This is a genomic window from Streptomyces sp. NPDC032091 (assembly GCF_055580265.1).
Genome location: NZ_JBVILR010000027.1, coordinates 100,345 through 114,196 on the forward strand (window position 1 = coordinate 100,345; position 13,852 = coordinate 114,196).

15 protein-coding genes and 1 pseudogene are annotated in these 13,852 nt (G+C 73.0%); 11 read left to right on the forward strand and 5 right to left on the reverse strand.

What is annotated here, in order from left to right:
* Window positions 1-16 precede the first annotated feature (16 nt).
* From rsgA to ACZ5NJ_RS32525, 5 genes are all read right to left on the reverse strand, one after another.
* Window positions 17-1,120, reverse strand: coding sequence for a ribosome small subunit-dependent GTPase A (rsgA, locus tag ACZ5NJ_RS32505; RefSeq protein WP_468769672.1), 1,104 nt, complete (start codon window positions 1,118-1,120; stop codon window positions 17-19).
* Between the two features lie 259 nt (window positions 1,121-1,379).
* Window positions 1,380-2,060: a response regulator gene (locus ACZ5NJ_RS32510; protein WP_468769674.1), complete on the reverse strand. Its 681-nt coding sequence runs from the start codon at window positions 2,058-2,060 to the stop codon at window positions 1,380-1,382.
* A complete protein-coding gene (locus tag ACZ5NJ_RS32515; protein WP_468769676.1) occupies window positions 2,057-3,148 on the reverse strand; it encodes a sensor histidine kinase in 1,092 nt (363 codons plus the stop codon). The genes ACZ5NJ_RS32510 and ACZ5NJ_RS32515 overlap by 4 nt, the downstream gene beginning before the upstream one ends.
* A gap of 56 nt (window positions 3,149-3,204) precedes the next feature.
* Window positions 3,205-3,669, reverse strand: a complete 465-nt coding sequence (locus ACZ5NJ_RS32520; RefSeq protein WP_468769678.1) for a CcdC protein domain-containing protein — start codon at window positions 3,667-3,669, stop codon at window positions 3,205-3,207.
* A gap of 111 nt (window positions 3,670-3,780) precedes the next feature.
* On the reverse strand, window positions 3,781-4,905 hold the full coding sequence (locus tag ACZ5NJ_RS32525; protein ID WP_468769680.1) for a YihY/virulence factor BrkB family protein: 1,125 nt from the start codon (window positions 4,903-4,905) through the stop codon (window positions 3,781-3,783).
* Window positions 4,906-4,922: 17 nt separating this feature from the next.
* Here ACZ5NJ_RS32525 and ACZ5NJ_RS32530 point away from each other — a divergent pair, with 17 nt between their 5' ends.
* The 11 genes and pseudogenes from ACZ5NJ_RS32530 to ACZ5NJ_RS32580 form a co-directional block, all read left to right on the forward strand.
* Complete coding sequence (locus ACZ5NJ_RS32530) at window positions 4,923-5,150, forward strand: hypothetical protein (RefSeq protein WP_468769682.1); 228 nt, start codon at window positions 4,923-4,925, stop codon at window positions 5,148-5,150.
* A gap of 437 nt (window positions 5,151-5,587) precedes the next feature.
* The gene (locus ACZ5NJ_RS32535) at window positions 5,588-6,877 is read left to right on the forward strand and encodes a GAF domain-containing protein (RefSeq protein ID WP_468769710.1); all 1,290 of its coding nucleotides are present in this window, start codon (window positions 5,588-5,590) and stop codon (window positions 6,875-6,877) included.
* A 5-nt stretch (window positions 6,878-6,882) separates the two neighbouring features.
* Entirely contained in the window at window positions 6,883-7,446 is a 564-nt protein-coding gene (locus ACZ5NJ_RS32540; RefSeq protein ID WP_468769684.1) for a GNAT family N-acetyltransferase, read from the forward strand.
* A gap of 189 nt (window positions 7,447-7,635) precedes the next feature.
* The gene (locus tag ACZ5NJ_RS32545; RefSeq protein ID WP_344166751.1) at window positions 7,636-7,719 is read left to right on the forward strand and encodes a putative leader peptide; all 84 of its coding nucleotides are present in this window, start codon (window positions 7,636-7,638) and stop codon (window positions 7,717-7,719) included.
* Between the two features lie 216 nt (window positions 7,720-7,935).
* The gene (locus ACZ5NJ_RS32550) at window positions 7,936-9,642 is read left to right on the forward strand and encodes a nitrite/sulfite reductase (protein ID WP_468769686.1); all 1,707 of its coding nucleotides are present in this window, start codon (window positions 7,936-7,938) and stop codon (window positions 9,640-9,642) included.
* Window positions 9,639-9,818 (forward strand): hypothetical protein, encoded by a 180-nt coding sequence (locus tag ACZ5NJ_RS32555; RefSeq protein ID WP_355969574.1) that lies wholly within the window; start codon window positions 9,639-9,641, stop codon window positions 9,816-9,818. Before ACZ5NJ_RS32550 ends, ACZ5NJ_RS32555 begins: the two co-directional genes overlap by 4 nt.
* Entirely contained in the window at window positions 9,815-10,522 is a 708-nt protein-coding gene (locus tag ACZ5NJ_RS32560; protein WP_468769689.1) for a phosphoadenylyl-sulfate reductase, read from the forward strand. Before ACZ5NJ_RS32555 ends, ACZ5NJ_RS32560 begins: the two co-directional genes overlap by 4 nt.
* Entirely contained in the window at window positions 10,522-11,112 is a 591-nt protein-coding gene (gene cysC, locus ACZ5NJ_RS32565) for an adenylyl-sulfate kinase (RefSeq protein ID WP_468769690.1), read from the forward strand. Before ACZ5NJ_RS32560 ends, cysC begins: the two co-directional genes overlap by 1 nt.
* Window positions 11,109-12,050 carry a sulfate adenylyltransferase subunit CysD gene (gene cysD / locus ACZ5NJ_RS32570; protein WP_468769692.1) on the forward strand — a complete coding sequence of 314 codons (942 nt, stop codon included), beginning with the start codon at window positions 11,109-11,111 and terminating at the stop codon, window positions 12,048-12,050. Before cysC ends, cysD begins: the two co-directional genes overlap by 4 nt.
* 2 nt (window positions 12,051-12,052) lie before the next feature.
* Window positions 12,053-13,381: a sulfate adenylyltransferase subunit 1 gene (locus tag ACZ5NJ_RS32575; protein WP_468769694.1), complete on the forward strand. Its 1,329-nt coding sequence runs from the start codon at window positions 12,053-12,055 to the stop codon at window positions 13,379-13,381.
* Window positions 13,382-13,599: 218 nt separating this feature from the next.
* Window positions 13,600-13,852 (forward strand): annotated as a pseudogene (locus ACZ5NJ_RS32580) (sulfate ABC transporter substrate-binding protein); the annotation flags it as partial.

Below are 13,852 nucleotides of genomic sequence, written 5' to 3' on the forward strand. Positions count from 1 at the left end.
CGGACCCCCTGCCGGGTCAGACGCGGCCGCCCCGCTTCGCGGCGTGGTTGGCGCGGCCCTCGGCGGACTTGACGCGCCAGTCGCGGCGGATCTCCGCCCTCAGGCGGGCGTCCGTCTTGGCCACGATGCGCCGGTTCTCGCGCAGCAGCTTGCGGTAGCTCTCCAGGCGCCGCTCGGGGAGCGCGCCGTCGGCCACCGCCGCCCGCACCGCGCAGCCCGGCTCGCTCTCGTGGGCGCAGTCGTGGAAGCGGCAGTCGGCGGCGTAGTCCTCGATCTCCGAGAACACCTGCCCCACTCCCGCCTCCGCGTCGAAGAGCCCGACGCCCCGCAGCCCCGGGGTGTCGATCAGGACGCCCCCGCCCGGGAGGGCGAGCAGGTTGCGGGTGGTGGTGGTGTGGCGGCCCTTGCCGTCGACCTCGCGGGTGGCTTGGACGTCCATGACGTCCTCGCCGAGGAGGGCGTTGGCCAGCGTGGACTTGCCCGCGCCGGAGATCCCGAGGAGCACGCTCGTCCCGCCGGACACGACCGCCGCGAGGACGTCCGTGCCCTCCCCGGTGTGGGAGGAGACGGTGAGGACCTGGACGCCGGGCGCCGTGGTCTCCACGTCCTGGACGAGGTGGCCGAGGGCGTCCGGGTCCGGGACCAGATCGGCCTTGGTGAGGACGACCAGCGGCTGGGCGCCCGACTCCCACGCCAGGGCGAGGAAGCGTTCGATCCGGCCGAGGTCGAGCTCGACGGCCAGCGAGACCGCGATGATCGCGTGGTCGACGTTGGCGGCGAGGATCTGCCCCTCGGAGCGCTGCGAGGAGGTGGACCGCACGAAGGCGGTGCGGCGCGGCAGGTACGCCTTCACGTAGCGCGGGTTGCCGGTCGCCTCGACGGCGGCCCAGTCGCCCGTGCAGATGACCCGGAGCGGGTCGTGGGGGGTGACGAAGGCGGTGTCGGCGCGGACGACGCCGTTCTCCGTCATGAGGTCGCACTGTCCGCGGTCCACGCGGACGACCCGGCCGGGAAGGAGTCCTTCGGCGGCGTACGGGGCGAACTCGGCGGCCCAGGCCTCGTCCCAGCCGTAGGAGGCGAGGGCGTGCGGCTGGGCGGAAAGGGAGGAAGAGAGAGACAAGGGGAACCCTTCACAGGGTGGCCCCGGCAGGGTGCGCCCGGCGGCGCACGAAGAGGTGTGAGGTCAGCCGGAGACCACGGGGGCGGAAACGAAGACGAACTCCTGAACGCGGGCAGCACCCGTCACCGTGACAGTCATCGACGTTCTCACCTCCTGTGGGGATCTCGGCGAGCCAACGCGGCTCTCCCGGAAGGCGGTTGTGCCCCGCTCTTCCGCACTCCGGAACCATAGCCGGGCCCCGGGGGGCCGCACCACCGGATTAATCTCCGGGCGCGGCCACCAGCCCGTGCCGGTAGGCGTAGCGGACGGCCTGGGCGCGGTCGCGGACCCCGGTCTTGGCGAAGAGGTTGTTGATGTGCGTCTTGACGGTGGACTCGCCGATGGTGAGCCGGCGGGCGATCTCGGAGTTCGACCGTCCGTCGGCGATCAGGGCGAGCACCTCCCCCTCGCGCGCCGTCAGCCCGTCGGGCAGGGCGGTTTCCCGGGGCCGCACGGGCGGGTCGGCGGCGACGGCGGCCGCGACGAGGCGTTCCTGGGCCGCCCGGCCGAGGCTGGTGGCGCCGGCGCGCACGTCCGCCAGGGCGCGGGCGATCTCCTGCGCGTCGGCGTCCTTGGTGAGGTAGCCGCGGGCGCCGGCCCTGAGGGCGTCCATGACGGAGGTGTCGTCGCTGTAGGTGGTGAGGACGACGACCCCGGTCGCGGGGTGGTTCTCGGTGATCAGCCGGGTGGCCTCCACGCCGTCCATGCGGGGCATGCGCAGGTCCATCAGGACCACGTCGGGGGCGTGTTCGGCGACGAGCCGGACCGCTTCGGCGCCGTCGGCGGCGGAGGCGACCACCTCGGTGCCGGGCAGCAGGCCGAGCAGCAGGACCAGCCCTTCCCGTACGACGGTCTGGTCGTCGGCCACGACCACGCGGATCGGGGCGTCGGTCTGGGTCATGGGGCGAGGGGTCCTTCCAGGCGGACGCGGAAGCCGGTGCCGTGCGGTCCGGCGTCGAGTGAGGCTCCGATGAGCTGGGCCCGTTCGGCCATCCCGACGAGGCCGTATCCGCCGCCGGTGGCGGCGTGCGGGGCGGGTCCGGTGCCGCCGGAGTCGGTGACGCACAGCTCGTAGCGGCCGTCGGCACAGCCGAGGGTGATCTCCACGGCGGCCCCGGCGGCGTGCTTGCGCGCGTTGGTCAGGGCCTCCTGGGCGGTGCGGACGACGGCGAGCGCCGCCTCGGGCGGCAGGGGGCAGGGCCCGGGGCCGACGGTGAGGGCGCAGGCGGCCCCCGTCGTGCGGCGGTACTCCTCGGCGAGGGCGGTGAGGGCCTCGCGGGGGGCGGGGGTGTCGCCGCGCAGCACGGCGACGGCCCGGCGGGTCTCCTCCAGTCCGCCCTTGGCGAGGGCGCGGGCCCGCTCCACCAGGACCCCGGCCTCCTCGTAGCGGCCGGCCTCCAGGGTCAGCCGGGCGCTCTCCAGGTGGATGAGCTGGGCGGAGAGGGAGTGCGCGAGGATGTCGTGGACCTCGCGGGCGACGTGGGCCCGCTCGGCGAGCAGGGCGCGCTGGCGTTCGGACTCGGCGGCGGCGCGCCGGGTGCGGCCGGCCCGGACGTAGGCGAACATCCCGCAGAGGCCGACGACGTTCCACAGCTCGACCGGGTCGCGGCCGCGCACCAGGGTGACGGCGGCGGCAGCGGCGGCGGCCGCGCCGAGGAGGACGGCGGAGGCGACGCCCCCGAGGCGGGCGGCGGCGAAGCCGCACACGGCGAAGACGAGGACCACCCAGGGGGTGGCGGGCGCCAGCAGGCCGGTGGCGCAGGCGGCGGCCAGGGCGGCGGCGAGGACGGCCGCCCCGGTGCGGGGCCGGCCGTCGAGGAGGGGGACGCCGAGCAGGGTCAGGCCGAGGCCGGCCAGCCCGCAGGCGAGGGCCGCGGCGCCGGGCGGGGGCGTGAGCAGGCCGTGCACGAACCAGACGAGCAACGCCGCCTGGACGGCGACCCTGACGTGGGTGTCGGTGGGCAGGGGCAGGGTGCGTGGCATCGGCATCCCTGCCCACTGTATCCAGACCCGCCCGTCGTGGACGAAGAGCACGCGAGCGGCCCTCACACCGCGGCGGGGATCCGGCGGGCGCGGACGGCCAGGGCCAGGCCCTGGGCCAGGATCCAGGTCGCGAGGGTCACCAGCAGGGGCCCGTTGCGGACGGGGACGCCGGCCGCGGCCCCGAGGAGGGCGAGGCCGACCCGGGTGGCGAGGGAGAACCCGAACAGGGCGAGGACGGTGCGGTTGCCCTTGGCCCAGAGGGTGCCGTCGGGCTCGCGCCACAGGGTCATGGCGCGGCCCATCAGCAAGCCGGTGCATAGGGCCGCGGCGATCCCCGCGGCGAGCAGGACCACGCTGAGCACCGGGTGGCCGGGGGTGACCAGTCCGCCCTCGGAAACGCCGACGGCGGCGAGGATCGCGGGCAGCACCCAGAGGCGGTCCTGGTCCTTGACGGGCCGTCCGCCGAACCTGCGTACGAGGACGAAGACGACGACCAGCGCGATGACGAGCACACGTGCGATATCCATGCCCTTCACGCTAGGAACGGGCCGCGTCCGTGTGATCGGCGCCGGGGTGGATCCCGGGTGGAGGTTCCGTCTCCACCCACGGGTGGAGAGAGGCCGCCGGGGACGGGCCGGTCAGTGTTTGCGCAGGCGGGAGGTGTAGTCGTCCGGGGGCAGGAAGTTCGACCAGCGCTCGGGGAACTCCGAGGGCATCCCGCCGTCCTCGTCGTCCTCGGACTCCCCCTCGGCCAGGGCCCGCCAGGCGGCGGCGCGGGCGACGAGCTGGGCCGCCTCGGCCTCCCGGACGCGTTCGTTGGCCTCGCGGGCGGCGGCGGTGGCCACCGAGGGCCAGACGCGGTCGATGGCGGCGTTGACGGCGGCGCCGACGAGCACCGCGAAGGCCGAGATCCCGATCCACAGCAGGACCGCGACGGGCGCGGCCAGCGAACCGTAGATGGTCGGGCCCTCCATCGTGTTGGTGAGGTAGATCCGCAGCAGGAACGAGCCGAGCACCCACATCGCGAGGGCGACGAGCGCGCCGGGGGCGTCCTCGATCCACGGCGAGCGGACGGGCACGGAGACGTGGTAGAGCGTGGTGAGGAAGGCGATGGAGAGCAGGGTGACCACCGGCCAGTAGAGGACGGCGATCACCTCCGTGCTCCAGGGGACCAGGCGGACGACGGCGTCGGGTCCGACCACCATCAGCGGCAGCACGATCGCGCCGATCACCAGGGCGATGACGTAGAGGAGGAAGGCCAGCAGCCGGGTCTTGACGATGCCGCGCCGGCCGTCGAGCCCGTACATGACGGTGATGGTGTCGATGAAGACGTTGACGGCGCGGGAGCCGGACCACAGGGCGAAGGCGAAGCCCAGGGAGATCAGGTCGGGGCGGCCCTCGCGGGTGACGTCGTCGAGCATGGGGCGGGCGATGTCGTTGACGCCCCGGTCGGACAGGACGGTGCCGACCGCGCGCAGGATGTTCTCCTCGATGCTGGCCACGGACTGGGTGTCGGTCCAGCCGTCCACGTAGCCGAGCAGGCCGAGCAGGCCGAGGAAGAGCGGGGGCAGGGAGAGGAGCGTGAAGAAGGCGGCTTCGGCGGCGAGGCCGAGGATCCGGTACTCGATGCACGAGTTGACGGTGTCCTTGAGGAGCAGCCAGCCCATCTTGCGCTTGGAGACGTTGCGGTAGAGGACGCGGGCCCGGTGGAGCCGGCCAGGGCGTGCCGGGGTCCCCTCGGGTGTTTCTTCTGCTGGCTGCACGTCCTTACCGTAGCCGCATGGCAGCCACCACCCACACCGTCGGCGACCGGGCCCCGCCGCTCGTCGGCTACGAGGTCCACCTCGGAGACCGGGCGCTCGCGGAAGGGGTGGAGAGGCACCTCGCGGACGCGGCTTCAGGGAAAAACAGCCACGTAGAGGAGTCCGGGCCGGGGGCGGCCTTCGGAACGCCGGCGCACACCCTGGACCTGCGGGTGGTGGTGGCACGGGCGCGGATCGCGGGCTGAGCGCGGTCCCCTGACCGCTGCGGTTCGCGCGGTTCCCGGAGGTCCCCAAACCACCCGGGACCGCGGGGCCGTGGCGGTCCCCAAACCACCGCGGCCTTGAACCGTTCAGCACCGGGATCCGAACCCGTCCAGGTGGGACCGGGGGTGGCGCCGCGCCGACTCGGCACCACCCCTGGTCCCGAGAGCCCCGAGGAAGGAGCTGTCACGCCGCTCTGCGGCGTGCCGATAGTTTCGGTCGGGCGACCGGGGGTTGGCGAGAGTTGCATACCGTTGCAACCCTTCGGTCCACAGGTGGTCGCAGGTGCCCGCCGCACGTGCCCGGGGAAGGGGCGCGTACGCCGGCCCCGGCGGCTTCCGCAGTACGTCCTGTTCAGCACGGGGAGGTTCCGGTGGCCAACACCGCAGGCAGCGCGGTCGACGTGGCGCGCATCTCGGCCATGGACGCGCGGGAGGCCGCGCGTCTGCTCAAGGGAGTACGGGCGGCCGCGCTGGCCGGGGACCGCCTGCCGGCCTCCCCGCGCCCGGAGATCGCCGAGTCCTGGCGGCGGATGATGGCCGGCGGGGTCCACCCCGACCGGGACGCGCGGTCGCGGATGCTGTCGGCCGCCGAGACCGAGGAGCGGCGGCAGGTCTCACCGCTGCGGGAGATCCTTCCGGTGCTGCGGGAGGGGCTGCTGCCCGCGCTGGACGAGTCCCTGCACATCATGGTCGTCGCCGACTCCGACGGCCGGCTGCTGTGGCGGGAGGGGCACAGCAGCATCCTGCGCAAGGCGGACCGGCTGGGTTTCGCGGTGGGGGCCGACTGGGACGAGTCCGTGGTCGGCACGAACGGGGTGGGCACCTCGCTGGTGACCCGGAGGCCGGTGCAGGTGTTCTCGGCGGAGCACTTCGTCTCCAGCCACCACGACTGGACCTGCGCCGGAGCCCCCGTGCACGACCCCCGGGACGGGCAGCTGCTGGGCGTGGTCGACGTGAGCGGGCCGCTGGCGACCATGCACCCGGCGACCCTGGCCTGGGTCAGTTCGGTGGCCCGCCTCGCCGAGCGGGAGCTGCGGGTGCGCCACCTGGAGTCCCTGGAGCGGCTGCGGACGGTGGCGGCCCCGCTGCTGGCCCGGCTGCCGGGGCGGGCCGTGGCCGTGGACCCGCACGGCTGGACGGCGGCGGTGACGGGGCTGGCCCCGGCGGACCGGGTGCAGCTGCCGAAGGCGCCGGGCCCGGGGCGGCTGTGGATCCCGCAGCTCGGAGACTGCGTCGCGGAGCCGCTGCCGGGCGGCTGGCTGCTGCGCCTGGCGGAGCCCACGGCGGCCGCGGCCGTGAGCCGGGTGGTGCTGGACCTGAGCCGGCCCCGGTCCTGGTCGGCGACCGTGTACGGGGCCGCGGGCAGCTGGTCGCAGGAGCTGAGCCCGCGCCACGCGGAGCTGCTGTTCCTGCTGGCCGAGAGCCCGCGCGGGCGGACGGCGGCGGAGCTGGCGCAGGAGCTGTTCGGGGACCCGACGCGTACGGTGACGGTGCGCGCCGAGCTCTCCCGGGTGCGGCGCCACCTCGCGGGGGTGCTGAGCCACCGGCCGTACCGGTTCGCGGAGGACGTGGAGGTGGAGCTGATCCGCCCGCGGGACCCGGCCGGGCTGCTGCCGCACTCGACGGCTCCGGGGGTGGTCCGGGCCCGGCTGGGGCACGGGGGCCCCTGGGGGACCCCCGGGCGGCAGCCGGGGCATGTGGTTCCCTGAGGCGCATGAGCACCATCACCCTGACCACCTGGTCCCTAGAGATGACCTCGCCCGCCGACCTGGTCCCGGCGGCCGTGCCCGGCCCGGAGATCACGATCGGCCGGGCCGAGGTGCCCTCGCCCGAGTTCAGCCGCTTCCTGTACGCCTCGGTGGGCCAGGACATCCACTGGACGGACCGGCTGTCGCTGACCCGCGCGGAGTGGGTGGCGCACCTGGACCGGCCGGGCGTGGAGACCTGGGTGGCGTACGACCGGGGCACCCCGGCGGGGTACATCGAGCTGGACCCGCAGCCGGACGGGGTGGTGGAGATCATGTACTTCGGGCTGCTGCCGGACTTCCGGGGGCGCCGCATCGGCGGACACCTCCTGACGCTGGGGACGGCCCGGGCGTGGGACCTCGCGGAGCGGTGGCCGGGGCTGGAGCCCACCCGCCGCGTGTGGGTCCACACGTGCAGCCAGGACGGGCCGACGGCGATGGACAACTACCGGCGCCGCGGCTTCAAGGTCTTCAAGACGGAAACGGAAGAGAAGCAGGAGACCCCCACCCCGGGCCCCTGGCCCGGCGCGTAGCCCCTCCCCTTCTTTCGTACCGGGGGCCCGGCCGGCGTCGGCCCGGCCCCCGGGAGCTCCGGGCCGGGGCGGGAACGGAAAGCCCCGTGCGGCGTGACCCCTGTCACGTCGTCCCACGATCCGGGACGAGTTCGTCCGGATCGTGGACAGTAGTGGACTCCTCCAATCGGCCCGTGACACGCTTCGGCCATGAATGGAGCTGGAATCGCCTTGGTGAGTCGACGTCACGTCGACCTCGGCCGCATGTCCAGCGCCATGTGTCCGGCGAGCTGACGGAACCAGCCACCGCCGCACGTCGCCGCCGTCCCCGCCGCCGCGGACGCGTCGACCACCTGCAAGCCCCCTGAAGGCCGAACACCGCCCCCGCACGCCGGAAACCCCGGCAAAAGGGCGTAAATCGGCCGCACCTGCTCGGAGACTCCAGCGTGACAGGGGCGCGCCGCCGCTCCCCTGACCTGCCTCCAGCCGTTGACGAAGGACGTACCCGCCATGGCCGCCACCCCCGAAACGCCCGCAGCCGCACCTGCAGCCGCCGCGCGCCGCAAGACCGGCCGTCACCGCGGTGAGGGCCAGTGGGCCGTCGGACACCACACGCCCCTCAACGGCAACGAGCAGTTCAAGAAGGACGACGACGGTCTCAACGTGCGGACGCGCATTGAGACGATCTACTCCAAGACGGGCTTCGACTCGATCGACCCCAACGACCTGCGCGGCCGTATGCGCTGGTGGGGTCTCTACACCCAGCGCAAGCCCGGGATCGACGGCGGCAAGACCGCGATCCTGGAGCCGGAGGAGCTGGACGACAAGTACTTCATGCTGCGCGTCCGCATCGACGGCGGCCGGCTGACCACCGAGCAGCTCCGCGTCATCGGTGAGATCTCCGAGGAGTTCGCGCGCGGCACCGCCGACCTCACCGACCGCCAGAACGTGCAGTACCACTGGATCCGGATCGAGGACGTCCCCGAGATCTGGCGCCGCCTGGAGGCCGTCGGCCTGTCCACCACCGAGGCCTGCGGTGACACGCCCCGCGTCATCCTCGGCTCGCCGGTGGCCGGCATCGCCCAGGACGAGATCATCGACGGCACCCCCGCCATCGAGGAGATCTACCGCCGCATCGTCGGCAACAAGGACTTCTCCAACCTGCCCCGCAAGTTCAAGTCCGCGGTCTCCGGCTCGCCGCTGCTCGACGTGGCGCACGAGATCAACGACGTCGCCTTCGTCGGCGTGAACCACCCGGAGCACGGCCCCGGCTTCGACGTCTGGGTCGGCGGCGGCCTGTCCACCAACCCCAAGCTGGGCGTCCGCCTGGGCACCTGGGTCTCGCTCGACGAGGTCCCGGACGTCTACGAGGGCGTCATCTCGATCTTCCGCGACTACGGCTACCGGCGCCTGCGCACCCGCGCCCGCCTGAAGTTCCTCGTCGCCGACTGGGGCGCGGCCAAGTTCCGCCAGGTCCTGGAGGACGAGTACCTGGGGCGCAAGCTGTCCGACGGCCCCGCGCCCGAGCAGCCCAGCGGCCAGTGGCGCGACCACGTCGGCGTGCACCGGCAGCAGGACGGCAAGTTCTACGTCGGCTTCGCGCCCCGCGTCGGCCGTGTCGACGGCGCCACCCTGACCAAGATCGCGGACATCGCCGAGCAGCACGGCTCCGGCCGCCTGCGCACCACCGCCGAGCAGAAGATGATCGTCCTCGACGTCGAGGCCGACCGGGTCGACTCCCTCGTCGAGGCGCTGGAGGCGCTGGACCTGCGGGTCAAGCCGTCCCCGTTCCGCCGCGGCACGATGGCCTGCACCGGCATCGAGTTCTGCAAGCTGGCCATCGTGGAGACCAAGGCCCGCGGCGCCTCGCTCATCGACGAACTGGAGCGCCGCCTGCCGGACTTCGCCGAGCCGATCACCATCAACATCAACGGCTGCCCGAACGCCTGCGCCCGTATCCAGGTGGCGGACATCGGTCTCAAGGGCCAGCTGGTCCTGGACGACGAGGGCAACCAGGTCGAGGGCTACCAGGTCCACCTGGGCGGCGCCCTGGGCCTGGAGGCCGGCTTCGGCCGCAAGGTCCGCGGCCTCAAGGTCACCTCGGCCGGGCTGCCCGACTACGTCGAGCGGGTCGTCAAGCGCTTCGAGGAGCAGCGCGAGGACGGCGAGCGCTTCGCCGCCTGGGTGTCCCGTGCGAAGGACGGGGACCTCTCGTGAGCGAGCGCGCCGCACCGTTCTACTGCCCGTACTGCGGCGACGAGGACCTGTTTCCCCACGAGACGGGCCACGGCGCCTGGGAATGCAGGGCCTGCAACCGGGCCTTCCAGCTGAAGTACCTCGGGCTGCTGGCCCGGGGTGTTCGGACCGAATCCGCTGGAGGGGACGAGATATGACCACCGTTCAAGACACGCGTCTCACGGAACTGAAGGAACTCGCCGAGCGGGCGGGCCGGGAGCTGGAGGACGCCTCCGCGCTGGACATCCTGCGCTGGGCGGCCGACACCTTCGGGAAGAAGTTCTGCGTCACCTCCTCCATGGAGGACGCGGTGGTCGCCCACCTCGCCTCCCGCGCCTTCCCCGGCGTGGACGTGGTCTTCCTCGACACCGGCTACCACTTCGAGGAGACCATCGGCACCCGCGACGCGGTCGAGGCCGTGATGGACGTCAACGTCATCACCCTCACCCCGCGCCGGACGGTCGCCGAACAGGACGCCGAGTACGGCCCGAAGCTGCACGACCGCGACCCCGACCTGTGCTGCGCCCTGCGCAAGGTCAAGCCCCTCGAAGAGGGCCTGACCGCGTACGAGGCCTGGGCGACCGGCCTGCGCCGCGACGAGTCCCCCACCCGGGCCCACACCCCGGTGGTCGGCTGGGACGAGAAGCGGCGCAAGGTCAAGATCTCGCCGATCGCCCGCTGGACGCAGGACGACGTGGACGCGTACGTCGCCGAACACGGCGTGCTGACCAACCCGCTGCTGATGGACGGCTACGCCTCCGTCGGCTGCGCCCCCTGCACCCGCCGGGTCGCCGAGGGCGAGGACGTACGGGCCGGGCGCTGGGCCGGACGCGGCAAGACCGAGTGCGGACTGCACGGCTGATGACCACCACCTCTACGGACACCACGGAACTTACGGAGAAGCGGATGAGCGTGACCGGCCAGGGAGCCACCGTGTGGCTGACCGGTCTGCCCAGCGCGGGCAAGACCACCATCGCCCACGCGCTGGCGGAGCGGCTGCGCGGCGAGGGCCACCGGGTGGAGGTCCTCGACGGCGACGAGATCCGCGAGTTCCTCTCCGCCGGACTGGGCTTCGGCCGCGAGGACCGGCACACCAACGTCCAGCGGATCGGGTTCGTCGCCGAACTCCTCGCCAGCAACGGCGTCAAGGCCCTCGTCCCCGTGATCGCGCCCTACGCCGACAGCCGCGAGGCCGTCGCCAAGCGGCACGCCGCCGCCGGTACGCGCTACCTCGAAGTGCACGTCGCGACCCCGGTCGAGGTGTGCTCCGAGCGCGATGTGAAGGGCCTGTACGCCAAGCAGGCGGCGGGCGAGATCTCCGGCCTGACCGGCGTCGACGACCCGTACGAGGCCCCGCAGGCCCCCGACCTCCGCATCGAGTCGCACACGCAGACCGTGCAGGAGTCGGCCTCCGCCCTGCACGCACTGCTCACCGAGAGGGGTCTGGCATGACCACCGCCGCGCACCCGCACACCGAGTCCGGTTCCGACGCGCCCTACGCGCTGTCGCACCTCGACGCCCTCGAATCCGAGGCGGTGCACATCTTCCGCGAGGTGGCGGGCGAGTTCGAGAAGCCGGTGATCCTGTTCTCCGGCGGCAAGGACTCCATCGTCATGCTGCACCTGGCGCTCAAGGCCTTCGCCCCCGCGCCGGTGCCGTTCTCGCTGCTGCACGTGGACACCGGCCACAACTTCCCCGAGGTGCTGGCCTACCGCGACCGCGCCGTCGCGAAGCACGGCCTGCGCCTGCACGTGGCCTCCGTCCAGGAGTACATCGACGCCGGCACGCTCCGCGAGCGCCCCGACGGCGTCCGCAACCCGCTGCAGACCGTGCCCCTCACCGAGGCCATCCAGCAGCTCAAGTTCGACGCCGTCTTCGGCGGAGGCCGCCGCGACGAGGAGAAGGCCCGCGCCAAGGAGCGCGTCTTCTCCCTGCGCGACGAGTTCTCCCAGTGGGACCCCCGCCGCCAGCGCCCCGAGCTGTGGCAGCTCTACAACGGCCGCCACGCCCCCGGCGAGCACGTCCGCGTCTTCCCGCTCTCCAACTGGACCGAGCTGGACGTCTGGCAGTACATCGCCCGCGAGGACATCGAACTCCCCGAGATCTACTTCGCGCACGAGCGGGACGTCTTCCAGCGCAGCGGCATGTGGCTGACGGCCGGCGAGTGGGGCGGCCCGAAGGACACCGAGCCGGTGGAGAGGCGCCTCGTGCGCTACCGCACCGTCGGCGACATGTCCTGCACCGGCGCCGTCGACTCCGACGCCGCCGACCTGGACGCCGTGATCGCCGAGATCGCCGTCTCCCGCCTCACCGAGCGGGGTGCGACCCGCGCCGACGACAAGCTGTCCGAGGCCGCGATGGAAGACCGCAAGCGCGAAGGGTACTTCTAGCCATGACCACCACCACCGAGCAGCTCAGCGCCACCACGCTGCTGCGCTTCGCCACCGCGGGTTCCGTCGACGACGGCAAGTCCACCCTGGTGGGCCGCCTGCTGCACGACTCCAAGTCGGTCCTGGAGGACCAGCTGGAGGCCGTGGAGCGGGTCTCCGCCGACCGAGGCCAGGACGCCCCGGACCTGGCGCTGCTGACCGACGGCCTGCGGGCCGAGCGGGAACAGGGCATCACCATCGACGTGGCCTACCGCTACTTCGCCACCACCCGCCGCCGGTTCATCCTCGCCGACACCCCCGGCCACGTGCAGTACACCCGCAACATGGTCACCGGTGCCTCCACGGCCGACCTCGCCGTGGTCCTCGTCGACGCCCGCAACGGTGTCATCGAACAGACCCGCCGCCACGCCGCCGTCGCCGCCCTCCTGCGCGTCCCCCACGTCGTCCTCGCCGTCAACAAGATGGACCTCGTCGACTACCGCGAGAGCGTCTTCGCGACGATCGCCGAGGAGTTCACGGCGTACGCCTCGGAGCTGGGCGTCCCCGAGATCACCGCGATCCCGATCTCGGCCCTCGCCGGGGACAACGTGGTCGAGCCGTCGGCGAACATGGACTGGTACGGCGGCCCGACGGTGCTGGAGCACCTGGAGACGGTGCCGGTCAGCCACGACCTCACCGCCTGCCCGGCGCGTTTCCCGGTGCAGTACGTGATCCGCCCGCAGACCGCCGAGCACCCCGACTACCGCGGCTACGCGGGCCAGATCGCCTCCGGCGTGCTGCGCGTCGGCGAGGCCGTCACGGTCCTGCCGTCGGGGAAGACCTCGGTCATCGAGGGCATCGACGCGCTCGGCGAGTCCGTGGACATCGCCTGGTCCCCGCAGTCGGTGACCCTGCGCCTGAAGGACGACATCGACATCTCGCGCGGTGACCTGATCGCCCCGACCGCGAGCGCCCCGGCCACCACGCAGGACGTCGTCGCGACGGTCTGCCACGTGGCCGACCAGCCGCTGGCCGTCGGCGCGCGGGTGTTGCTGAAGCACACCACGCGCACGGTCAAGGCGATCGTCAAGGAGATCCCGTCCCGGCTGACCCTCGACGACCTCTCCCAGCACCCGAACCCGGGCCGGCTGGTGGCCAACGACATCGGCCGCGTCGTCGTCCGCACCGCCGAGCCCCTCGCGCTCGACGCGTACGCCGACTCGCGCCGCACCGGGTCCTTCCTGCTGATCGACCCCGCCGACGGGACCACCCTGGCGGCGGGCATGGCGGGCGAGTCCTTCGCCTCCAAGGCCGAAGAGGTACAGGCGGACGACGAAGGCTGGGACTTCTAGGCCATGCGGACCGACATGTACACCACCTTCGCCAAGGAGGGCGGCCGCGTCGGCAGCGGCTCCCTCGGCAGCGGCCAGGGAGGAGTGGCGCGATGTGCGTGATGACGTACGCGCACCGCATGCGCGCCCTCACCCCCCACCAGCCGCACCCGCCCCGGCTCCACCACCGAAGAACCGCGCCGTAAACGACAGACGGCGCGCCGAGAGGAAGTCCTCCCGTGCCTGCCATCCGTAAGAAGACCCTGTTCCGCCGCGGCGCCGTCGCCGCCACCGCCCTGCCCCTGCTGGTCGGCGTCCTCGCCTCCTGCGGCTACGGCTCCGAGGCGAAGAAGACGGAGGACAAGCCCGCCGGCGCCACCGCCGAGGGCGCCAAGGCGCTCTCCGCGTCCGAGGTCCGGATCGGCTACTTCCCGAACCTGACCCACGCCACCGCGCTGGTCGGCCTCCAGGAAGGCCTCCTCGCCAAGGAAC